The sequence below is a fragment of the Arsenicitalea aurantiaca genome (genome assembly GCF_003994485.1).
In the GTDB taxonomy this organism is placed as follows: domain Bacteria; phylum Pseudomonadota; class Alphaproteobacteria; order Rhizobiales; family Devosiaceae; genus Arsenicitalea; species Arsenicitalea aurantiaca.
Window position 1 is genome coordinate 868,245 of record NZ_RZNJ01000001.1, and the last position, 20,269, is coordinate 888,513.

The following is a 20,269-nucleotide window of genomic DNA, read 5'->3' on the forward strand; positions in this document are numbered from 1 at the left end:
ATGCAGTTTTCAAACGCGGCCAGGCTGCTGGCCGCCGCCTGTCTTGTCGCATGGCCTTCCGCAGCCATCGCCGAAACCCCGGATCGCCTGGTCCTCGCCATTGGCGGCGAGCCGTCCGAGGGGTATGATCCGCTGCTGGGCTGGGGCCGCTACGGGCACCCGCTCTTCCAGTCGACGCTCTTGAGCCGCAATAACGCGCTCGAGACGGTCCCCGATCTCGCCACCGACTGGTCGCTCTCGGAGGATCGTCTTATCTGGACGATCCGCATCAGGCCCGATGCCCGTTTCTCCGATGGCACCCCGCTCACCGCCGCGGACGTCGCCTTCACCTTCACCGAGGCTGCCCGTGCCGGCGGCGCGCTCGATCTCAGCGTCTTCGTCTCCGCCGAAGCTCTGGATGACGAAACGCTCACGATCACGCTCTCGCGTCCCTGGATCACGTTTACCGAGAGCTTCTACACCCTCGGCATCGTCCCTGCCGCGTCCTACGGGCCCGGCTATGCGCGCAATCCCGTTGGCTCGGGTCCCTATCGGCTGGTTTCATGGTCCGAGGGCGAACAGCTGATCGTTTCGCGCAATCCCCATTATCACGGCACGACGCCCGCGTTCGAAACCCTCGTTTTCCTCTTCACCGACGAAAGCACGAGCCTTGCCGCCGCCCGGGCCGGTCAGGTCGATCTCGTCGCGGTGCCCGCTGCCCTTGCCGACGCCGTGCCCACAGGCTTCACGCGGCACGCCGTGCCCTCGGTCGACAATCGCGGCATCACCTTCCCGATGCAGCCTCCGGGGGAAACCACGGCGGAGGGTGCGCCGGTGGGCAACCCCGTCACGTCCGACCGCGCCATCCGGCAGGCGATCAATTTAGGGGTCGATCGCGACATTCTCGTCGACATTGCGCTCGGCGGAAACGGCCGCCCCGCCCAAGGCCCGGCCGACGGGCTCCCCTGGTCCAACCCCGATGCCGCGCTGCCCTTCGATCCCGAGGCGGCGATCGCGCGTCTCGATGAGGCCGGCTGGATCCCGGCGTCCGACGGCATCCGCATGCGCGAGGGCGTACGCGCCGAGTTTCCGCTCAACTATCCATCGAGCGATTCCACCCGGCAGATGCTGGCGCTGACCGTCGCTGAACTCCTCCTGCCGCTCGGCATCGAAGCGACCCCGCGCGGCATCAGCTGGGACCAGATCACCCGGATCATGCATGCCGAGCCCGTGCTCTTTGGCTGGGGCAGCCACAGCCCGCTCGAAATCTACAGCCTCTATGCCAGCGCCTGGGCGGGCGTCGAATACTTCAACGCCGGCCATTTCCGCAGCGAAGATGTGGACGCCCATCTCGATGCCGCGCAGGCCGCCGAAAGCCTCGAAGCCTCCTATCCTCATTGGCAGGCCGCCGAATGGGATGGCGAAACCGGCTTCGGCCCGCGCGGGGAGGCGGGCTGGGCGTGGCTGGTCAATCTCGACCACGTCTATTTCGCCGATGCCTGCCTCGACCTCGGCACCCCGCAGATCGAGCCGCATGGCCATGGCTGGCCGATCACCGCCAATCTCGCCCAGTGGCGTTGGACGTGCGACTGAGTGCCGATCATCCGGGAGGCTTCGTCCTCCTCCGCCTCCTGCGGCTGGTGCTCGTCCTTCTGGCGGTCGCCATCATCGCCTTTGCGCTCCTCAAGGCCTCGCCGATCGATCCGGTCGATGCCTATCTCGGCGCCGACATCGCCCGCGTCGGGCCCGATCAGCGTGCCGCGATCGCCGAGCGCTGGGGCCTCGATCAGCCCGCGCCCGTACAGTTCACGCGCTGGCTCAGCCAGCTGCTCTCGGGCGATCCGGGGTTCAGCCGGCTCTATAACGCGCCGGTAGCCGAGGTGATCGCCGAGCGGGCAGGGGCCTCGTTCCTCCTCATGGCGCTCGCCTGGGCGCTTTCGGGTGTCGTCGGCTTCGGTCTTGGCATCCTCGCCGGCGCGCGCGAGAATTCGCTCGTCGACCGCATCATCCGCACCTATGCCTATGGTCTTGCCGGCACCCCCACGTTCTGGATCGCCATGGTCATGCTGATGGTCTTTTCGGTCGGGCTGGGGGTGACCCCGGTCTGCTGCGCGGGCCCCATCGGCGTACCGCCCGCAGACGTCACCCTCCTCGAGCGCCTCCATCACCTCGTCCTGCCGCTCATCGCGCTGACGCTCCTCGGGGTCGCGCAGATCACCCTCCACACGCGCGCCAAGATGGTCGAGATCATGTCGTCCGAGATCGCGCTCTATGCCCGCGCTCAAGGCGCCTCGCGCGCCGACATCGCGCTTCGCCACGGCGCGCGAAACGCTGCACTCCCGGCCATCACCATGCTCTTTGCCTCGCTCGGCGAGCTCTTCGGCGGCGCGGTCCTCGCCGAACAGGTTTTCGCCTATCCAGGGCTCGGCCAGGCGACCATCGCAGCCGGGCTCGGGGGCGACGTGCCGCTGCTTCTTGCCATCACCCTCGTTGCGGCCGCTCTCGTGTCGGTCGGCAATGCCATTGCCGACCTCCTCTACCGGCTCGTCGATCCACGTATGCGGCGTGGCCCGCACGAGGTGCTCCAGTGAGCGCGATCCCCGCCATCGCAGCCGCCCCGATCGGCCGCCGCGTCTCGACCCTGCGCACAGCCGCGGCCGCGGCTTTGGTCGTTCTTGCCATTCCCGCCATCGCGCTCCTCAGCGGCCGGGCCGGCATCGCGCCCGATTTCGCCGCCCGGCTCCTGCCGCCGGCGCTCGCGCACCCCTTCGGCACCGATCCGCTCGGGCGCGACATGCTCTTTCGCACCATCAAGGGGCTGGCGCTCAGCCTGCAGGTCGGCCTCGTCGCTTCGCTGCTTTCTGTTCTCATCGCCACGGCCCTCGCGCTCCTTGGCGCCACCAGCCGCTGGGCGGATGAAGTGGTCGGCTTTCTCGTCGAGACGGTAATGGGCCTGCCTCACATCGTCCTCCTGATCCTCATCGCCTTCGCGCTCGGGGGTGGCACCGGCGCCGTCATCGTCGCGGTCGCGGTCACCCACTGGCCGCGCCTCACGCGCATCCTGCGCGCCGAGATCCTGCAATTGCGCAGCGCCGACTACGTGCGCATCTCGCGCCGGTTCGGCAAATCCTGGTTCTGGATCGGCCGGCGCCACATGCTGCCCCATCTCTTGCCGCAAATGCTGGTGGGGCTGCTCCTTCTCTTCCCCCACGCCATCCTCCACGAGGCGGCGTTGAGCTTCCTCGGCTTCGGCATCGAGCCGGCGCGCCCCGCGATCGGCATTCTCCTCAACGAGGCGATGGGGTATCTGCTGGCCGGGCGCTGGTGGCTGGGGCTCTTTCCGGGCCTCTGCCTCGTGGGGCTCGTGCTCTGCTTTGATGCCATCGGCAATGGCGCCCGCGCCATGCTCGACCCGCGCGCCAGCGAGGACTGACAAATGCTCGAGATCACCGACCTCTCCATCGCCTTCCGCCGCTACGGGCCGCTGCTGACGCGCCGTGAAACGCGCATGCTGGGGCCGCTCGAGCTCACGCTGTCGCGCGGCGAGGTGCTGGCGGTGGTGGGGGCATCGGGCGCCGGCAAGAGCCTTCTCGCCCACGCCATCTTCGGCGTGCTGCCTGGCAATGCGGTCGTCTCGGGCGCATTGCGGCTCGATGGTACCCCGCTCGATGCCGCCCGTCAGGCCGCCCTATGCGGGCGCCTAATGGCGCTCGTGCCTCAATCGATCACCCATCTCGATCCGCTCGTCCGCGCCGGTCGGCAGGTCGGCTGGGCCGCCGGGCGTTCGGGCCATGCCCGCCGCGCCCGCCACGGCCTCGCCCGCGATGCGCTCGCCCGTTTCGGTCTGGGGCCCGATGCCGCGCGCGCCTATCCGCACGCGCTTTCGGGCGGCATGGCGCGCCGGGTCATGCTCGCCATGGCCAGCGTCGGTTCGGCCGACCTTATCGTCGCCGACGAACCCACCAACGGCCTTGATCCCGAGAACGCCGGCCGCGTTCTCGATCATCTGCGCAGTCTCGCCGATCGCGGACGGGCGGTGATGATGATCACCCACGACCTCACGGGCGCGCTCGGCCATGCCGATCGGGTCGCCATCCTCCGCGAAGGGCAGCTCGTCGAGATCGCCCCGGCCACCGCCTTTCGCGGAGCAGGCGAGGGGCTCGCCTCGCCCTATGCCCGCGCGCTCTGGCAGGCGCTGCCGGCGAACGGCTTTCTCGTCCCCGTCGCGGCGTCCTGATGCTCGAGGCCCGCGCACTTGGCTTCGCCCATCCCGAGGGGCCGCCGCTCTTTACTGATGCCACCCTCGCCATCGCCCCCGGTGAAATCGTCGGGCTCCACGGCCCTTCGGGGATCGGCAAGTCGACGCTCGGCCGGCTCCTGTCCGGTCATCTCGCGCCCGGTTGGGGCGCCGTGCTCCTCGATGGCGCGCCGCTGCGAATGGCCGGCTTCTGCCCGGTGCAGTATCTGGGCCAGTCGCCCATGCACATGGTCAATCCGCGCTGGCGCGTCGGCGCGATCCTCTCTGAGGCTTCTGCGCCCGAGCCGAAAACGCTCGCCGCGCTCGGCATCGCCGAGGGCTGGTCGGCCCGCTATCCGCATGAGCTTTCGGGCGGGCAGCTGCAGCGCGTCGCCATTGCCCGCGCGCTCGCGCCGGGCCTCCGCTTTCTCGTCGCCGACGAGATCTCCACCATGCTCGATGCCATCACCCAGGCCGAGATCTGGGCGTTCCTCACCCGCCTTGCCGCGGAGCGCGGCATCGGCATCCTCGCTATCAGCCATGACAGGGCGCTGCTCGAGGCCGTCGCAACGCGCACGCTCGAATTTCGCGAAATCGCCCTTGGGCCTTGACAGGCCGGTCGCCTCGCACATATCAATGCCGGAAGATTAAATTCGGAGTAGTCCCGTGCGGGCATCCATTCTCGTAGTAGGTAGGCGCATCGGCAACGTGGGGTAACTCCCCGCGAGTGACGGTGCGCGCAACAGGCTCCCCCCGGGGGCCTTTTTTATTGCCTTTTTTCCCGCGAGGCGGGTAGGGCAGGGTCGGCAAGGCAGGAGAGAATTCATGGCCGAGAAGATGACAGGCGCCGAAATGGTGATCCGGGCGCTGCAGGACCAGGGAGTCGAGCATATCTTCGGCTATCCCGGTGGCGCGGCGCTTCCCATCTATGATGCGATGTTCCAGCAGGACAAGGTCCAGCACATCCTCGTGCGTCACGAGCAGGGCGCCGGGCACATGGCCGAGGGCTATGCCCGTTCGACCGGCAAGCCCGGCGTCGTGCTGGTGACTTCGGGGCCTGGCGTCACCAATGTCGTGACCCCGCTCACCGATGCGCTGATGGATTCGGTCCCGCTCGTCGTGATCTCGGCGCAGGTCGCGACGACGCTGATCGGCTCGGATGCCTTCCAGGAATGCGACACGGTCGGCATCACCCGCAGCTGCACCAAGCACAATTACCTGGTCAAGCGCATCGAGGATCTCCCGCGCGTCCTGCACGAGGCGTTCTTCGTCGCCATGAGCGGCCGGCCCGGCCCGGTCCTCGTCGACATCCCCAAGGACGTCCAGTTCGCCATGGGCACCTATCAGGGGCCCGGCGAAGTCAGCATGCACAAGAGCTACAAGCCCCATCGCGAGGCCGATATCCGCGCCATCGAGGCGGCGGTCGATCTGATGCTGAAGGCTGAGCGCCCGGTGTTCTACACCGGTGGCGGCGTCATCAATTCGGGTCCCCGCGCCAGCGAGCGCCTGCGCGAGCTCGCTTCGCTCACCGGCTTCCCGGTCACCTCGACGCTGATGGGCCTCGGTTCCTTCCCGGGGTCCGATCCGCAGTGGCTGGGCATGCTGGGCATGCACGGCACCTACGAGGCCAACATGGCCATGCATGATTGCGACGTGATGATCTGCATCGGCGCACGGTTCGATGACCGCATCACCGGGCGCATCGATGCCTTCTCGCCGGCAAGCACCAAGATCCATGTCGACATCGATCCCAGCTCGATCAGCAAGAACGTCGTCGTCGACCTGCCGATCATCGGGGATTGCGGCTGGGTGCTCGAGGAAATGGTCCGCATCTGGCGCTCCAAGACCAATGAGAGCCGTGCCGAGGCGCTGAAGCCCTGGTGGAAGGAGATCGAGAGCTGGCGGGCCAAGAACTCGCTCGGCTTCACCAATTCGAGCACCATCATCAAGCCCCAGCACGCCATCCGTCGTCTCTACGAGGGCACGAAGGGCCGCGAGGTCTACGTCACGACCGAAGTCGGCCAGCACCAGATGTGGGCGGCCCAGCACTTCCCGTTCGACCTGCCCAATCGCTGGATGACCTCCGGCGGGCTCGGCACCATGGGCTATGGCCTGCCAGCCGCCATCGGCGTTCAGGTTGCCCATCCCGATGCGCTCGTCATCGACATCGCGGGCGAGGCCAGCGTGCAGATGACCATGCAGGAGATGTCGACGGCGGCCCAGTACGGCCTGCCGGTCAAGATCTTCATCCTCAACAATGAGCGCATGGGCATGGTGCGCCAGTGGCAGGATCTCCTGCATGGCGGGCGCTACGCCCATTCCTACAGCGAGAGCCTGCCCGATTTCGTCAAGCTCGCCGAGGCCTATGGCGCCCACGGCATCCGCTGCGAAAATCCGGACGATCTCGACGAGGCGATCGCCGAGATGGTCAATATCGACAAGCCGGTCCTCTTCGACTGCCTCGTCGAAAAGCACGAGAACTGCCTGCCGATGATCCCGTCGGGCAAGCCGCACAACGAGATGATCCTGCCCGATTTCAAGGAAGACATCGGGGATATCATCGATGCCAAGGGGAGGCAGCTGGTCTAGCGGCCGGCGAGGAGACACGCATATGAACGCACATCTGTTGCCCACGGGCTCGCCATACTTCACCGCCGCGGAAACCCAGATCCCCGAGCGCCACACCCTTTCGGTCCTCGTCGACAACGAGCCGGGCATTCTCGCCCGGGTGGTCGGGCTCTTCACCGCCCGCGGCTACAATATCGACAGCCTCACGGTCAGCGAGACCGAGCATGAAAAGGGCCTGTCGCGCATCACCGTCGTCACCGTCGCGACGCCCAAGGTGCTCCTCCAGATCAAGCTCCAGCTCGAGCGGCTGGTGCCCGTGCACAAGGTCCATGACCTGACCGCCGAGGGCAAGGCGCTCGAGCGCGAGCTGGCGCTCGTCAAGGTCGCCGGCACCGGCGAGCATCGCGTCGAGACGCTCCGGCTCGCCGACGCCTTCCGCGCCCAGGTGGTGGATGCCACCACAGAGAGCTTCGTCTTCGAGATCACCGGCAAGCCCTCCAAGATCGACAGCTTCATCGCACTGATGGTCCCGCTCGGGCTCCTCGAAGTCGTGCGCACCGGCCTTGCGGCGATTTCGCGTGGCCCCGAGGGCATGTAGCCACTGGTCTGCTTGACCCTCTCGGGGTGCCGGGATAGGAAAATATTTCCTTTCCCGGCAGGTCGGCCATGACTCCCCCAGCCTCAAATCTGCGCGGCATCGCCCTCATGGTGCTCGCGACCGGCGTGTTCGTCATAAACGACACCCTGCTCAAGCTCGCCACCGATGGCCTGCCGCCCATGCAGGTGCTCTTCCTGCGCGGGCTCGCCGCCACTTTCTGGGGCGTGCCGCTCATCCTGTTCACGGGCAATCTGCGCAACCTCAAGGGCGCCTTCGACCGCATCGTGCTCTTCCGCAACGTCACCGAGCTCTTTGCGGTCCTCTGCTTCATCGTCGCGCTGGCCAACATGCCCATCGCTGATATCACCGCCATCGGTCAGATCGCGCCCATGGTGCTATTGCTCGGGGTGTCGCTGATCTATGGGGAAAAGATCGGCCTTCTGCGCATGGGGTTGATCGCGCTCGGCTTCGTCGGTGCCATTCTCGTCGCCCAGCCATCGGGGGAGGGGTTCTCGATCTACGCGATCCTCGCGTTCTTCGCCGCGCTCCTCACCGCCGCCCGCGACATCATCGGGCGCAAGGTGCCCGCCTATGTCCCCGGCCCGGTCGTCGCCTTCGGCACCATTCTCGTCGTCATGGCGGGCGCCGGCATCGCGACGTTCTTCTTCGAGCCCTGGGTCGCCCCCGCGCCGCACCATCTGATGTTCGTCGCGGGTTCGGGCTTCTTCCTCACCATCGGCCATGTGGCGATCTTCCTCGCCTACCGGCAGGGCTCCACGGCGTCGGTCGCGCCCTTCTACTATACCTTCACCGTCTGGGCGGTGATTTCGGGCGTCGTCGTCTTCTCCGAATGGCCCAATCTCATCGCTTCGATCGGCATCGTGCTCGTGGTCGGCAGCGGCCTCGCCGTCGTTCTACTCGACGAACGCCGCCGCCGGCTCCTCATCACCGCGTGAGGCGCTTGCGCCCGCGCCTCGTCCCGACCATATCCGCCAGAGCCCCCGCAGCGCCGGAGATCCCGAAATGACCAAGCTCTCCGTCAATCTCAATGCCGTCGCCCATCTGCGCAACCGGCGCGACCTGCCCTGGCCGAGCGTCACCGGCATTGCCCGCGCAGTGCTCGATGCGGGCGCCGAAGGCATCACCATCCATCCGCGTCCCGACGAGCGCCACATAAGGCGGACCGACGTCTTCGACCTCGAGCGCCTGCTGCGCACCGATTATCCCGGTATCGAATACAATATCGAGGGCTATCCGAGCGCCGATTTCCTCGCGCTCTGCCTCGAGGCACGCCCGGACCAGGCGACGCTCGTGCCCGATGATCCGGCCCAGTCGACCTCCGATCACGGCTGGTCGGTCCGTAAGAGCGCCGAAATCCTCGTGCCCGCCATCGAGACGCTGAAGGCCGCCGGCATCCGCGTCTCGCTCTTCATCGACGAAGATCCCGCCCAGCCTGCCGATGCGCGCGCGCTCGGGGCAGACCGGGTCGAGCTCTATACCGGCCCCTATGGCGGCAGCCATGGCACGCCGGAGGGCCGCGACCATCTCGCCCGGCTCGCCGCCACGGCCGAAGCGGCTCATGCCGCCGGGCTCGGCGTCAATGCCGGCCACGATCTGACGCTGGCCAACCTGCCCGATTTCCAGGCTGCCGTGCCCGGGGTGCAGGAGGCGTCGATCGGCCATGCGATCACGGCCGATGCGCTCCTGATGGGGTTCCCCGAAGCGGTTCGCCGCTATCGGGCCGTCCTCGCACGCCCCGCCTGAGCAGGCGCGCGGTCAGTCGGTGAAGGTGAACCGCGCGATCTCGCAGACGTTCACGCCGCCCTTGACCGCTTCGTCGCCATCATCGAACACGGCGCGGAAGTCGAAGAGGCACGCTCCGGTGCCGTCGTCGATGTTCATCATCACGCTGTCGCCGGCCGGCAGCACGTCCTTGCCCAGGATGTCTTCTTCCCAGGTGTCGGCGTCCACCGAGGAGGCATAGAACTCCATGATGGTGAACGACGTCTCGTTGATGATGAGCACGCGCCTGTCCTCGGCGAGGCCAGCGCCCGTCGAGAAGATGAACGCCGCGGCGCCGGCCATGGCCGCCCGGGCGAAAAGGTTCTGCATTTTGTCCTCGGATGCATGAATGCCGCCGCCAATCCGGCGGCAGATCGAGCCTAGCACTGCCCCGATTGCGGCGAAATCGGGATTCGCTGTCACACATCCTCTGTCCGGGATCGATCAGTTCTGTCGAACAGTCCTTCGAGCGAGCCGGGCTGAACCATCGGCACGGGTCGCGCGCGATGTCTCAGCCGTCCGCAAAGCCCCGTCAGCCCGTTACGCACATCGATGTAACTGGCGTAAATCCATGATCCTACACCACATCTCTGACACCCACTCACACATCCGTACCTCCTTGTGAGGGCGCCGGGCTTGGCCATATGGGGCGGTATCCTTTTGTTACTGGAAAGAGCTTCTCCCCATGTCCAAGCTTAAGATCGCCGTGATCCTCGGCAGCACCCGCGACGCCCGCTTTGGCGAAAAGCCGGCCCAGTGGATCTTCGACCTCGCCAGCAAGCGCGAAGACCTCGATGTCGAGCTTCTCGACCTGCGCGATTTCGACCTGCCCTTCTTCAACGAAGTCGCCTCCAATGCCTGGGCGCCGAGCACCGATCCCAAGGTCATCGCCTGGCAGAAGAAGGTCGCCGAGTTCGACGGCTACATCTTCGTTACCGCCGAGTACAACCGCTCGATCACCGCAGCGCTCAAGAACGCGCTCGACCAGGCCTATGTCGAATGGAACCGCAAGGCCGCAGCCTATGTGGGCTATGGTTCGGTCGGCGGCGCGCGCGCCATCGAGCACCTGCGCAACATCTCGGTCGAGTTGCAGATGGTCCCGGTCCGCTCCGGCGTCCACATCGGGGGCAGCGAGTTCTTCACCGTCTGGGGCGGTGGCAAGAACGAGCCGATGTCGGCCATCGAAGGCGCCATCGGCCCGAGCGCGAACGACCTGCTCGACCAGCTGACCTGGTGGACCCGCGCCACCAAGACGGCGCGCGAAGCGTCCTGATCGGCCGATCAGGCCTCAAGCCTTTAAGGGCGGTGCTTCGGCGCCGCCCTTTTTCATGGCGCCTGCACGTCCCGTCGAGCGGGTTGAGTCTGTCGCCAATGAGGAGTAGAGAGACGCCCGCCTCTCACCACACGAGCAAGGGCTCATGACGCAGACGAGTTCTACCGGCCCCGCTGCCGGTGTCGTTGCGACCGATCATCCCGGCCACACGAACAAAGACTTCCCGATCCTCGTCCTGGGGGCGCTTGGCGTCGTCTATGGCGATATCGGGACGAGCCCGATCTATGCCTTCCGCCAGGCGCTCGCCGCCGGTCCGGGGGCGCAGAGCACCGCCGAAGTGCTGGGTCTGCTCTCGCTCATCATCTGGGCGCTGACCATCACGGTTACGGTCAAGTACATCTTCTTCGTCACCCGGGCCGACAACAAGGGGGAGGGCGGAACGCTCTCGCTGATGGCGCTGGCGCGCTCGGGCTTCACCAGGGCCCCGCGCTGGATCACGGCGCTCGGCGTCGTGGGGGCGGCGCTCTTTTTCGGCGACGCGATCATCACCCCGGCGATTTCGGTCCTCTCGGCGGTCGAGGGCATCGAAATCGTCGCGCCCCAGTTCAGCCGCTTCGTCGTGCCGATCACCCTCGTCATCATCGTCGGGCTCTTCATGGTGCAGCGCTTCGGCACGGCTGGGGTCTCGCGCGTCTTCGGGCCCGTCACGGCCGTCTGGTTCCTCTGCCTCGGCATTTCGGGGCTCTCGCACATCGTGGGCAATCCCGAAGTCCTGTGGGCGGTCAACCCGGCCTATGGCATCAACTTCCTCATCGGCCATCCGGGCATCGCGACCGTGGTCCTCGGTGCAGTCTTCCTCGCCGTCACTGGCGTCGAGGGGCTTTACGTGGACCTTGGGCATTTTGGCCGCCGGCCGCTCGTCGTCGCCTGGTTCTCGCTCGTCTTTCCCTGCCTGCTCCTCAACTATTTCGGGCAGGGGGCGTTCGTGCTCTCGCACGACCTTTCCACCATCAGCCATCCCTTCTTCGAGATGCAGCCTGAATGGGCGCTTGGGCCGATGGTCGGCCTTGCCACCTGCGCCACCATCATCGCGAGCCAGGCGGTCATCACCGGCGCCTATTCGCTCACCCAGCAGGCCGCCGCGCTGAACATGATTCCGCGCATGACTGTGCTGCACACCTCCGAAACCCAGTCCGGCCAGATCTACATGCCCCAGGTCAACACCATCCTCATGGTGCTGGTGCTTGCGCTCGTTATCGGGTTCGGCAGTTCGGATTCGCTCTCCAACGCCTATGGCATTGCCGTCTCGGGCGTGATGCTCGTCACCGTCGTGCTCCTCGGCATCGTCATGTGGCGCGTCTGGCGCTGGCATCCGGTCGCGGTCGCCATGGTCATGGTGCCGTTCCTTGCCATCGACCTCGCCTTTTTCGGCTCCAACGTGCTCAAGCTCTTCCAGGGCGGCTGGGTGCCTGCCGCGACCGCGCTCGTCGTCGCGATCCTCATGGGCAGCTGGATGGCCGGCCGCAAGCGCCTCGCCGAAAAGACCCGCCGGGAGGAAGTGCCGCTCGAATTCCTCGTCGAAAACCTCGTCAAGAAGCGCCCCACCATCGTGCCGGGCACGGCCGTCTTCCTCACCAGCGACATCGAGGGCGCCCCTACCGCGCTCCTTCACAGCCTCAAGCACTACAAGGTGCTGCACGAGCACAACGTCATCCTCACCGTGCTCACCTCGGCCTCGCCGCGCGTCAGCGATGACGAGAAGATCCATTTCGAAGGCTATAACGACCTCTTCAGCCGCGTCGTCGTCACCTTTGGCTACATGGAAACGCCGAACATCCCGAAGGCCCTGGCGCTCGCGCGAAAGCTCGGCTGGAAGTTCGACATCATGTCGACCTCCTTCTTCCTCAGCCGCCGTTCGCTGAAGCGCGCCGAGCGCAAGGGCCCCTGGTTCTGGCAGGACCGGGTGTTCATCGCGCTTGCGCGCAACGCCACCGACGCCACCGAATATTTCCACATTCCCACCGGCCGCGTCGTCGAGATCGGCACGCAGGTGCTGCTCTAGCGGCTCCTCTGAACCGGGGAGGGGGCGGACACAAATCCGCCCCCACTGCATCGGATTTTTGCAGCCTGTCTCAGGGGGATCATTCAGCACCATGACCAAGATCACGCGCCTCTTCCCGCTCGGGCTCGCTTCCGGCCTCTGCGTTATTCTCGCCCTGCCGGCCCTCGGCCAGGAGGAGAATGCCGGGGAAGCCGAAATCGCCCGGGCCGCCTTCGAGGCCGCCTATGCCGAGGAATGCTCATGGTCGCTCGGCGGCTCGCCCGACATGGCCGAGCCCGAGCGCTTCGAGTTTTCCTATCGTTATGAATTCGACGACGCCGAGATGCCGGACCGGTCCTACCGGCTCTACCGCTTCTTCTGCAGCCAGGGCGCCTACAACCAGAACCACGTCTATTTCGCGGCCGAAGACGACACCGGTATCGTCCCCGTCCAGTTCGCAGTGCCGGCCTTCGATGTCGTCTATGAAGATGATGACGAACGCGATGGCGCGGTCGAAGCGATCACCGTCACCGGCTTTCACGCCCAGGCGACCCTCACCAATTCCGAGATCGACGAGGGAGCTGGCACCATTACCTCATACGGGCTCTGGCGCGGGCTCGGGGATGCCTTCTCGTCGGGCACATGGGTCTTTGCCGAAGGCCGGTTCGTGCTCGTCCGCTTCGAGGTCGATGCGAGCTATGATGGCGAAGTGACGCCTGAAACGCTTGTCGACTATACCGGCCTCCGCTGAGCCTATCGCGGCATGTCGGGGCAGACGAACGGCACCTCGGCGGCGCGGTAGGACTGCTCTTCCAGCGTCCCGTTGAGGTCGAGCTGCAGCCGCAGCTGCGTTGCCGAGACCGAGAGGATCTCCGCCTTGATCTCCGCGCCGTCCTCGGTCCAGCTAAGCGAGGTTTCGGACGTCGAGGTCCAGGGCGAAAGTCGGTGCGTCTCCCAGCAGGAATCCTGCACGAGCGTCCCATCCGACAGGAAGATGCGGATCACGCCGGGCAGATCGCCGCTTTCCTCCATCACCCAGACGCGGTTGGTAAAGCTGCGCTTGGCGGGACTATGGTCCGCGCGCTCCTCCACGGTCTCGTCCTGGGCATAGGCCATGGGCAGGGCCGCCGGCCCGCCAATGCCCCAAAGGGCGAGAAGCGCAAAGAGTGCAGCCTTGCTGGCCATCGGCATATCCTCAAATCGATGCGATCAGCACCGATCTCGCCTCCCAATTGCGACGGATTTAGGGGCAAGCGTGGATTTCCGTGAACGTGATCGCAGCCGCTGGCCTATCCGTGCCGCCCTCGATGCTCCGTTGCGATTGCGCAAAACCGGGTCTGCCCCTCCCTGCTAAGGTCGGGGCGGAACGATCGCTCGGCATCAGGGTGCAGCGATGCGGTCGGTCTGCACGTCCTGCCCGAAATCGGGGCGAGAGCCGCAGATCTCGTGGAAGGGCGTTGTGAGAGGTAAATTTGTGGCAGCAATCGGCGCCGCGAGCACCCCGGGGCCGGAATGGAGGATGCCATGCAGACTCTGGGAACAGTGACCGGGACGGAACTCAAGCGCGCCATCGAAGGCCGGGATGGTGCGGCGCTCGCCTCGTTCTATGCCGACGATGCGGTGATGCGGGTGATCGACCGCAACAATCCGCCGAGCCTCCCCCACGAGATCAAGGGCCGCGGCGCGATTTCAACCTTCTGGAAAGACATCTGCGGCCGCACGATGACCCATCGCGTCGACGTCACCATTGCAGACGGTGGGCAGATGGCCTTCACCGAGGCCTGTACCTACCCCGATGGGGCCAAGGTCTTTTCCATTTCGATGCTGCGGCTCGAGAATGGACGGATCGCCGATCAGACGGTCGTTCAGGCCTGGGACGAATAGGCGGGCCCGCCCCCGCATGTCCAACGCCGCGATGGCGCCGGCGCAGCGCCCCCCGGTGCCCATTTCACTGGCGTCTGCATAAGTCGAGCGTGCCGCGGGCGCCAGTCCGCACATCCTCCACCCCCATCGCCCCGATGCCTCTTGCGCCGAACCGTACGTTACGGTACGGGTCTGCCGACGCCGGGATGGTCCGGCCTCGACACCGGAGCCGGATGTGGGCGCAGCGCTCGACATCGCAGACGAAGCCCTCACGCCCCGCCAGCAGGTGGTGCTGACGGCGGCGCTCGAGCTCTTGGTGGCGAGCGGGGACGGGCTCACCATGACCGCCGTGGCGCGGCGCGCCCGCTGCTCCAAGGAAACGCTCTACAAATGGTTCGGGGATCGCGACGGTCTCCTCACCGCCACCGTGCAGTGGCAGGCGGCCAAGGTGCGCATGCCGCAGGTCGATCGGGCCCGGCTCGACGCCGCCTCGCTCCGGCGTTCGGTCAAGGAGTTCGCGCGCGATCTTCTCACCGTCATCACCGGCGAGGTCTCGGTCACGCTCAACCGGCTCGCCGTCACCCATGCCGGCGCGGAGAAGACGGGGCTCGGGCGCATCGTGCTCGAAAACGGCGTGCTCGCCATCCGCAAGCGCCTCAAGCCCATCCTCGAAGCGGGCCGGGATGCCGCGCTTCTCAAATTCACTGACAGCGAGGATGCGTTCCGCACCTTTTTCGGGCTCGTCGTGCGCGACGTGCAGATCCGGCTCCTCCTCGGGGAGGAGCTCACCCTCGACGCCGAGGCGGTCGAGGCTCACGTCGCCAAGGCGACCGAACAGTTCTTCACCCTTCACGGGGTGTGACCAAACGCAACACAAGGGAGATGTCCATGCGCGTTTATTACGATCGGGATGCCGATCTCAATCTCATCAAGAACCGCAAGATCGCCATCATCGGCTATGGCAGCCAGGGCCATGCCCACGCGCTGAACCTCCGCGATTCCGGCGTCAAGGACGTGGTCATCGGGCTGCGCGAAGGCTCGGCATCGGCCAAGAAGGCCGAGGGCGAAGGCCTCAAGGTCATGGGCGTGGGCGAAGCCTCCGCATGGGCCGACGTCATCATGCTGCTCACCCCCGACGAGCTGCAGGCCGACATCTACAAGGAGCACATCGAGCCCAACATCCGTGATGGCGCCGCGCTCGCCTTCGCGCACGGGCTCAACGTGCACTTCAACCTGATCGAGCCCAAGAAGACCGTCGACGTCATCATGATCGCCCCCAAGGGCCCCGGTCACACCGTGCGCGGCGAATATGTCGGTGGCGGCGGCGTGCCCTGCCTGATCGCGGTCCATCACGATGCCTCGGGCAATGCCCATGACATCGCGCTGGCCTATGCCTCGGGCGTCGGCGGCGGCCGTTCGGGCGTCATCGAGACCAATTTCCGCGAAGAGTGCGAGACCGATCTCTTCGGCGAGCAGGTCGTGCTCTGCGGCGGCCTCGTGGAGCTCATCCGCGCCGGCTTCGAGACGCTGGTGGAAGCCGGCTACGCGCCCGAAATGGCCTATTTCGAGTGCCTGCACGAAGTGAAGCTGATCGTCGACCTGATCTACCAGGGCGGCATCGCCAACATGAACTACTCGATCTCCAACACCGCCGAGTGGGGCGAATACGTCACCGGCCCGCGCATCATCACCGACGAGACCAAGGCCGAGATGAAGCGCGTGCTGCACGACATCCAGTCGGGCAAGTTCACCTCGCAGTGGATGCAGGAGATCAAGTCGGGCGGCGGCGCCCGCTTCAAGGCCACCCGCCGCATGCATGACGAGCACCCGATCGAGGAAGTCGGCGAGAAGCTCCGTGGCATGATGCCCTGGATCAAGGCCGGTGCGCTGGTCGACAAGTCCAAGAACTAAGGGACGCATCGCGTTCTTCTGATGGGCCGGGATCGTACGATCCCGGCCCTTTTGTTTGCCGGCGCTTGCCGCGCCGTCCCGGCTTCGTGCTATAGCCGGCATCCGAGCACGAGGGGGAACACCATGGCCGTCGCAGACGATATCAGCACCATCATCCGGCAGGAGCAGGAGCTCGTCTTCGAGCGCTTCGACGAGGCGACGGCGTTTGCCATCGGCAGCCACATCCGCGAGCGGGCGCTTGCCGACGGGCTGACGCTCGTTGCCGACGTGCGCCTCTGGGATCGGCCGCTCTTTTACTGCGCCATGCCCGGCACCACGGCCGACAATCCGGTCTGGGTGCGTCGCAAGGCCAATTCGGTGCAGCGGCTCGGCCGGTCGAGCTATCGGCTTGTCCTCGAAAACCCCGGCGAAGAACGCGTCTTCCCCGTCCGCCGCGCGCTCGATCCCAACGACTACGCGCTTGCGGGCGGTGGCTTCCCGATCCGCGTCGCCGGCATCGGCATCGTGGGGGCGGCGACCGTTTCGGGCCTGCCCGAGCGGGAGGATCACAACGTCGTCGTCGCCGCCATCTGCCACGTCCTCGGCAAGCCTTATGCCGATTACGCCCTGCCGCGGCCGGCCTGACGGGGAGGGGGTGCGATGAAGCTCAACTATCTCCTGCTCGACGTCTTCACCACCGAGCGGCTCAAGGGCAATCCGCTCGCCGTCGTCCTCAAGGCCGACGACCTCCTCGACGACCAGATGCAGGCGATCGCCGCCGAGTTCAATCTCTCCGAGACCGTCTTCATCGCCCGGCCCAAGCTCGAGCGCCACACGGCCGCCGTGCGCATCTTCACCCCGCGGGTCGAACTGCCCTTTGCGGGCCATCCCACCATCGGCGCCGCCGTCGTCCTTGGCCTCCAGAACCGGGCCAGCGCCGTCCGTCTCGAGGAGAAGGTCGGGCTCGTCACCTGCGTCATGGAGCCTTCGGGCAAGCGCGCGGGCAATGCGCGGTTCGGCCTGCCCAAGCTCCCCGAGGAGATCGGCGAGGCGCCCGACCGCGCTGCGATCGCCATCACCCTCGGGCTCGATCCGGACGCCATCGGCTGCGGATCGCTGCGTCCGGCGGTCTATTCCGCAGGCGTGCCGTTCTACCTGATCCCGGTGCGGGATGCAGAGGCGCTCCGTTCGCTGCGGCTCGAGCGGCGCGGCTGGGGCGAGACCTATCCGCTCGGCCGGCATTCGGTTTACGTCTTCACCCGCACCCCCGACGAGCCCGAAAACGATCTGGCGGCGCGCATGTTCTCCCCGGGCATGGGCATTGGCGAGGATCCCGCCACCGGCTCGGCCGCCGCGGCGCTGATCGGCCTTCTTGCCCGCGATCTCGATGACGGGCAGACCGAATACCGCCTGCGCCAGGGCCACGAAATGGGGCGCCCCAGCGAAATCCTCCTTCAGATCCGCAAGACCGACGGCGTCCTCACCCATGGTGGCATCGGCGGTTCGGCGGTCATCCTAGCCGAAGGCGTGCTCGATCTGGGCACCGCCTGATCCCCTCGCCAGCGCCGCTGTGGCGCTGGTAAACTCGCTCATCGGCGAATCGGGGGGCAGGGGCCATGGACATCGTCATAAATCTTCTCATCTGGGCGCACCTCATCGCGCTCGTTGCCGGCGGATCCAATTCCGTCGTCATGCCGATGATCGGCGCCCGCCTGCCATCCGCCCCCGCAGAGACGCGGGCCGCGCTCTTTGCCATGGGCCTCGCCATGGCGCAGGTCGGCAAGATCGCCATGGGCGTCCTGCTCGTCACCGGCCCGCTCGCCCTCTGGCTCAAATATGGCGGGTTCGGCGGCATGAACGCCTGGTTCTGGGTCAAGATGGCGCTGATCGTCGTCATGCTCGTCTCGATCGTCTCGGGCGGCATCGCCTTCAAGCGCGCATCGGGGGGCGAGATGGCCGCGCTCGAGCGGGCCGAGCTCTTCGGCAAGGTCACCCTCGTGGCGGCGCTCGGGGTGGTTCTGGCCGCCATCTTCGCTTTCGGTTGATCCCGATCGCATTCCCGGGTTGCGTCGGCGGCGCGAATTGGCCATTATCGCGCCCGCAGAACGGGAAATGACCATGCAGCGCAAACGCGCCATCGCCATTGCAGCCGAACAGCGGGTCCAGGCGGCCCGGCTGGCGCTTGCCGGCGGCCTGCTGCTGCTTCCCGCTCTCCTTCTCCTTCTTATCAGCCCCTGATCACCGGCAGCTCGGCAAGCGAGCGGGTCGTCAGGGGATAGCGAGTTTCAAGCCGAACAGAGATTTTGTCCGGCCGTGTGGGCGTTGCGCCCCGGCCGCCGATAGGAAAGCAGGACCATGACGACCCAGAACACCGAGACCAACAAGGACCGCGTCTTCATCTTCGACACCACGCTGCGTGATGGCGAGCAGAGCCCGGGCGCCACGATGACGCTCGAGGAGAAGCTCCAGGTCGCCGAAGCGCTGGACGATATGGGCGTCGACATCATCGAGGCAGGGTTCCCCATCGCCTCGAACGGCGATTTCGAGGCGGTCGTTGCCGTCGCCAAGCAGGTCAAGAGCGCCACCGTCGCCGGTCTCGCCCGCGCCATCACCGCCGATATCGATCGGGCAGGGGAGGCGGTGCGCCACGCCCGTCGCGGCCGCATCCACACCTTCGTCTCCACCTCGCCGATCCATCTGGCCCACCAGATGAAAAAGACCGAGGACGAGGTCATCGAGATCATCGCCCGCACCGTCGCGCAGGCGCGCAATCTGATCGACGATGTCGAATGGTCCGCCATGGACGCCACCCGCACCCCGATCGAGTTCCTGAAGCGCTGCGTCGAGACCGCGCTCAAGGCCGGCGCGACCACCATCAACCTGCCCGATACCGTCGGCTATGCCGTTCCGGACGAGCACGAGGCCATGTTCCGCGAAATCATCGCCTCGGTGCCGGGCGCCGATGGCGCGATCTTCTCGGCCCATTGCCACAATGATCTGGGGCTCGCCGTCGCCAATTCGCTGGCTGCTGTGCGCGGCGGGGCGCGCCAGGTCGAGTGCACCATCAACGGGCTCGGCGAGCGCGCCGGCAATGCCGCCCTCGAGGAGATCGTCATGTCGCTGCGCACCCGCGCCGACGCCATGCCCTATCACACCCATATCGAGGCGACGCACCTCGCCCGTGCCAGCCGTATCGTCGCGGCCGCCGCGAACTTCCCGGTGCAGTACAACAAGGCGATCGTCGGCAAGAACGCCTTCGCCCATGAGAGCGGCATCCATCAGGATGGCATGCTCAAGAATGCCCAGACCTACGAGATCATGACGCCCGCCAGCGTCGGGATCAAGGAAACCACCCTCGTCATGGGCAAGCATTCGGGGCGCGCTGCCTTCAAGGACAAGCTGCGCGAACTCGGCTACGAGCTGGGCGAGAACGCCTTTCAGGAAGCCTTCCAGCGCTTCAAGGATCTCGCGGACCGCAAGAAGCATGTCTACGATGCCGACATCGTCGCGCTGGTCGATGATGAAGTGGGCTCGGTCGGCGACCGCATCCGGCTCGTCGACATGGAGGTCGTCTCCAAGACGGGCGGCATCCATCGCTGCGATCTGACGCTCTCGGTCGATGGCGAGGAAGTGGCCGTGTCCTTCGAGGGCACCGGCTCGGTCGACGCCATCTTCAACGCCATCAAGAAGGCCGTCGGGCAGGATCCGCATCTGGTGCTCTATGCGGTCGATGCGGTGACCGGCGGTACCGACGCCCAGGCCAGCGCCCATGTCCGGCTTGAGCTCAACGGCCGGATCGTTTCCGGCAACGCCGCCGAGCCCGACACCCTCGTCGCCTCGGCCCGCGCCTATCTCAACGCCTGCAACCGCCTGATGATCGAACGCGGCGCCGCCGCCCAGGGCGCCATGGCCGGCTAGCCCCTTCTCCTCCCCCTATCAGGGGGAGGCCGGGAGGGGGTAGAGCCCCCCGCTCTGGGCTCGCCAACCCCCACCTGACCTCCCCCTGATAGGGGGAGGAACAGGACCGAGTCGAGCCCC

The 20,269-nt window shown here is 66.4% G+C and carries 21 protein-coding genes; 19 read left to right on the forward strand and 2 right to left on the reverse strand.

Going from position 1 to position 20,269, the window contains the following annotated elements; genetic code table 11:
* From EMQ25_RS18235 to EMQ25_RS04225, 9 genes are all read left to right on the forward strand, one after another.
* A complete protein-coding gene (locus EMQ25_RS18235) occupies positions 1-1,572 on the forward strand; it encodes an ABC transporter substrate-binding protein (RefSeq protein ID WP_158625950.1) in 1,572 nt (523 codons plus the stop codon).
* On the forward strand, positions 1,563-2,570 hold the full coding sequence (locus tag EMQ25_RS04190) for an ABC transporter permease (protein ID WP_244606466.1): 1,008 nt from the start codon (positions 1,563-1,565) through the stop codon (positions 2,568-2,570). Before EMQ25_RS18235 ends, EMQ25_RS04190 begins: the two co-directional genes overlap by 10 nt.
* Complete coding sequence (locus tag EMQ25_RS04195) at positions 2,567-3,412, forward strand: ABC transporter permease (RefSeq protein ID WP_127187272.1); 846 nt, start codon at positions 2,567-2,569, stop codon at positions 3,410-3,412. The genes EMQ25_RS04190 and EMQ25_RS04195 overlap by 4 nt, the downstream gene beginning before the upstream one ends.
* Positions 3,413-3,415: 3 nt before the next feature.
* The gene (locus EMQ25_RS04200; protein ID WP_127187273.1) at positions 3,416-4,216 is read left to right on the forward strand and encodes an ATP-binding cassette domain-containing protein; all 801 of its coding nucleotides are present in this window, start codon (positions 3,416-3,418) and stop codon (positions 4,214-4,216) included.
* The gene (locus EMQ25_RS04205) at positions 4,216-4,827 is read left to right on the forward strand and encodes an ABC transporter ATP-binding protein (protein ID WP_192895622.1); all 612 of its coding nucleotides are present in this window, start codon (positions 4,216-4,218) and stop codon (positions 4,825-4,827) included. The genes EMQ25_RS04200 and EMQ25_RS04205 overlap by 1 nt, the downstream gene beginning before the upstream one ends.
* Positions 4,828-5,041: 214 nt before the next feature.
* A complete protein-coding gene (locus tag EMQ25_RS04210; protein ID WP_127187275.1) occupies positions 5,042-6,805 on the forward strand; it encodes an acetolactate synthase 3 large subunit in 1,764 nt (587 codons plus the stop codon).
* Between the two features lie 22 nt (positions 6,806-6,827).
* A complete protein-coding gene (gene ilvN, locus EMQ25_RS04215; RefSeq protein ID WP_127187276.1) occupies positions 6,828-7,382 on the forward strand; it encodes an acetolactate synthase small subunit in 555 nt (184 codons plus the stop codon).
* Positions 7,383-7,450: 68 nt separating this feature from the next.
* A complete protein-coding gene (locus EMQ25_RS04220; protein ID WP_127187277.1) occupies positions 7,451-8,338 on the forward strand; it encodes a DMT family transporter in 888 nt (295 codons plus the stop codon).
* Positions 8,339-8,405: 67 nt separating this feature from the next.
* Positions 8,406-9,146 (forward strand): pyridoxine 5'-phosphate synthase, encoded by a 741-nt coding sequence (locus EMQ25_RS04225; protein WP_127187278.1) that lies wholly within the window; start codon positions 8,406-8,408, stop codon positions 9,144-9,146.
* A gap of 12 nt (positions 9,147-9,158) precedes the next feature.
* Here the strand turns inward: EMQ25_RS04225 and EMQ25_RS04230 are convergent, their stop codons facing one another.
* Complete coding sequence (locus EMQ25_RS04230; protein ID WP_127187350.1) at positions 9,159-9,494, reverse strand: hypothetical protein; 336 nt, start codon at positions 9,492-9,494, stop codon at positions 9,159-9,161.
* A 355-nt stretch (positions 9,495-9,849) separates the two neighbouring features.
* Between EMQ25_RS04230 and EMQ25_RS04235 the strand changes: the two genes are divergently transcribed.
* From EMQ25_RS04235 to EMQ25_RS04245, 3 genes are all read left to right on the forward strand, one after another.
* Complete coding sequence (locus EMQ25_RS04235; protein ID WP_127187279.1) at positions 9,850-10,437, forward strand: NADPH-dependent FMN reductase; 588 nt, start codon at positions 9,850-9,852, stop codon at positions 10,435-10,437.
* 145 nt (positions 10,438-10,582) lie between these two features.
* A complete protein-coding gene (locus EMQ25_RS04240; protein WP_127187280.1) occupies positions 10,583-12,499 on the forward strand; it encodes a potassium transporter Kup in 1,917 nt (638 codons plus the stop codon).
* Between the two features lie 91 nt (positions 12,500-12,590).
* A complete protein-coding gene (locus EMQ25_RS04245) occupies positions 12,591-13,229 on the forward strand; it encodes a DUF1176 domain-containing protein (protein WP_127187281.1) in 639 nt (212 codons plus the stop codon).
* Between the two features lie 2 nt (positions 13,230-13,231).
* Here EMQ25_RS04245 and EMQ25_RS04250 read toward each other — a convergent pair whose 3' ends face one another.
* Positions 13,232-13,663, reverse strand: coding sequence for a hypothetical protein (locus EMQ25_RS04250; protein WP_127187282.1), 432 nt, complete (start codon positions 13,661-13,663; stop codon positions 13,232-13,234).
* 339 nt (positions 13,664-14,002) lie between these two features.
* Between EMQ25_RS04250 and EMQ25_RS04255 the strand changes: the two genes are divergently transcribed.
* From EMQ25_RS04255 to EMQ25_RS04285, 7 genes are all read left to right on the forward strand, one after another.
* The gene (locus tag EMQ25_RS04255) at positions 14,003-14,362 is read left to right on the forward strand and encodes a nuclear transport factor 2 family protein (protein WP_127187283.1); all 360 of its coding nucleotides are present in this window, start codon (positions 14,003-14,005) and stop codon (positions 14,360-14,362) included.
* A gap of 214 nt (positions 14,363-14,576) precedes the next feature.
* Positions 14,577-15,203 (forward strand): TetR/AcrR family transcriptional regulator, encoded by a 627-nt coding sequence (locus tag EMQ25_RS04260; RefSeq protein ID WP_127187284.1) that lies wholly within the window; start codon positions 14,577-14,579, stop codon positions 15,201-15,203.
* Between the two features lie 26 nt (positions 15,204-15,229).
* Positions 15,230-16,252 (forward strand): ketol-acid reductoisomerase, encoded by a 1,023-nt coding sequence (gene ilvC, locus EMQ25_RS04265; RefSeq protein ID WP_127187285.1) that lies wholly within the window; start codon positions 15,230-15,232, stop codon positions 16,250-16,252.
* Between the two features lie 123 nt (positions 16,253-16,375).
* A complete protein-coding gene (locus tag EMQ25_RS04270; protein WP_127187286.1) occupies positions 16,376-16,876 on the forward strand; it encodes a heme-degrading domain-containing protein in 501 nt (166 codons plus the stop codon).
* Between the two features lie 15 nt (positions 16,877-16,891).
* Positions 16,892-17,782 carry a PhzF family phenazine biosynthesis protein gene (locus tag EMQ25_RS04275; RefSeq protein WP_127187287.1) on the forward strand — a complete coding sequence of 297 codons (891 nt, stop codon included), beginning with the start codon at positions 16,892-16,894 and terminating at the stop codon, positions 17,780-17,782.
* Between the two features lie 65 nt (positions 17,783-17,847).
* The gene (locus tag EMQ25_RS04280; protein ID WP_127187288.1) at positions 17,848-18,276 is read left to right on the forward strand and encodes a hypothetical protein; all 429 of its coding nucleotides are present in this window, start codon (positions 17,848-17,850) and stop codon (positions 18,274-18,276) included.
* Between the two features lie 310 nt (positions 18,277-18,586).
* Positions 18,587-20,149 carry a 2-isopropylmalate synthase gene (locus EMQ25_RS04285; protein WP_127187289.1) on the forward strand — a complete coding sequence of 521 codons (1,563 nt, stop codon included), beginning with the start codon at positions 18,587-18,589 and terminating at the stop codon, positions 20,147-20,149.
* Positions 20,150-20,269: the final 120 nt, after the last annotated feature.

Excerpts from the sequence above, each read along its gene's own strand:
- EMQ25_RS18235 (WP_158625950.1), top strand. The coding sequence starts at position 1 with ATGCAGTTTTCAAACGCGGCCAGGCTGCTGGCCGCCGCCTGTCTTGTC.
- EMQ25_RS04200 (WP_127187273.1), top strand. The coding sequence starts at position 3,416 with ATGCTCGAGATCACCGACCTCTCCATCGCCTTCCGCCGCTACGGGCCG.
- EMQ25_RS04205 (WP_192895622.1), top strand. The coding sequence starts at position 4,216 with ATGCTCGAGGCCCGCGCACTTGGCTTCGCCCATCCCGAGGGGCCGCCG.
- EMQ25_RS04210 (WP_127187275.1), top strand. The coding sequence starts at position 5,042 with ATGGCCGAGAAGATGACAGGCGCCGAAATGGTGATCCGGGCGCTGCAG.
- ilvN (WP_127187276.1), top strand. The coding sequence starts at position 6,828 with ATGAACGCACATCTGTTGCCCACGGGCTCGCCATACTTCACCGCCGCG.
- EMQ25_RS04220 (WP_127187277.1), top strand. The coding sequence starts at position 7,451 with ATGACTCCCCCAGCCTCAAATCTGCGCGGCATCGCCCTCATGGTGCTC.
- EMQ25_RS04225 (WP_127187278.1), top strand. The coding sequence starts at position 8,406 with ATGACCAAGCTCTCCGTCAATCTCAATGCCGTCGCCCATCTGCGCAAC.
- EMQ25_RS04230 (WP_127187350.1), bottom strand. The coding sequence starts at position 9,494 with ATGCAGAACCTTTTCGCCCGGGCGGCCATGGCCGGCGCCGCGGCGTTC.
- EMQ25_RS04235 (WP_127187279.1), top strand. The coding sequence starts at position 9,850 with ATGTCCAAGCTTAAGATCGCCGTGATCCTCGGCAGCACCCGCGACGCC.
- EMQ25_RS04240 (WP_127187280.1), top strand. The coding sequence starts at position 10,583 with ATGACGCAGACGAGTTCTACCGGCCCCGCTGCCGGTGTCGTTGCGACC.
- EMQ25_RS04245 (WP_127187281.1), top strand. The coding sequence starts at position 12,591 with ATGACCAAGATCACGCGCCTCTTCCCGCTCGGGCTCGCTTCCGGCCTC.
- EMQ25_RS04250 (WP_127187282.1), bottom strand. The coding sequence starts at position 13,663 with ATGGCCAGCAAGGCTGCACTCTTTGCGCTTCTCGCCCTTTGGGGCATT.
- EMQ25_RS04255 (WP_127187283.1), top strand. The coding sequence starts at position 14,003 with ATGCAGACTCTGGGAACAGTGACCGGGACGGAACTCAAGCGCGCCATC.
- ilvC (WP_127187285.1), top strand. The coding sequence starts at position 15,230 with ATGCGCGTTTATTACGATCGGGATGCCGATCTCAATCTCATCAAGAAC.
- EMQ25_RS04270 (WP_127187286.1), top strand. The coding sequence starts at position 16,376 with ATGGCCGTCGCAGACGATATCAGCACCATCATCCGGCAGGAGCAGGAG.
- EMQ25_RS04275 (WP_127187287.1), top strand. The coding sequence starts at position 16,892 with ATGAAGCTCAACTATCTCCTGCTCGACGTCTTCACCACCGAGCGGCTC.
- EMQ25_RS04280 (WP_127187288.1), top strand. The coding sequence starts at position 17,848 with ATGGACATCGTCATAAATCTTCTCATCTGGGCGCACCTCATCGCGCTC.
- EMQ25_RS04285 (WP_127187289.1), top strand. The coding sequence starts at position 18,587 with ATGACGACCCAGAACACCGAGACCAACAAGGACCGCGTCTTCATCTTC.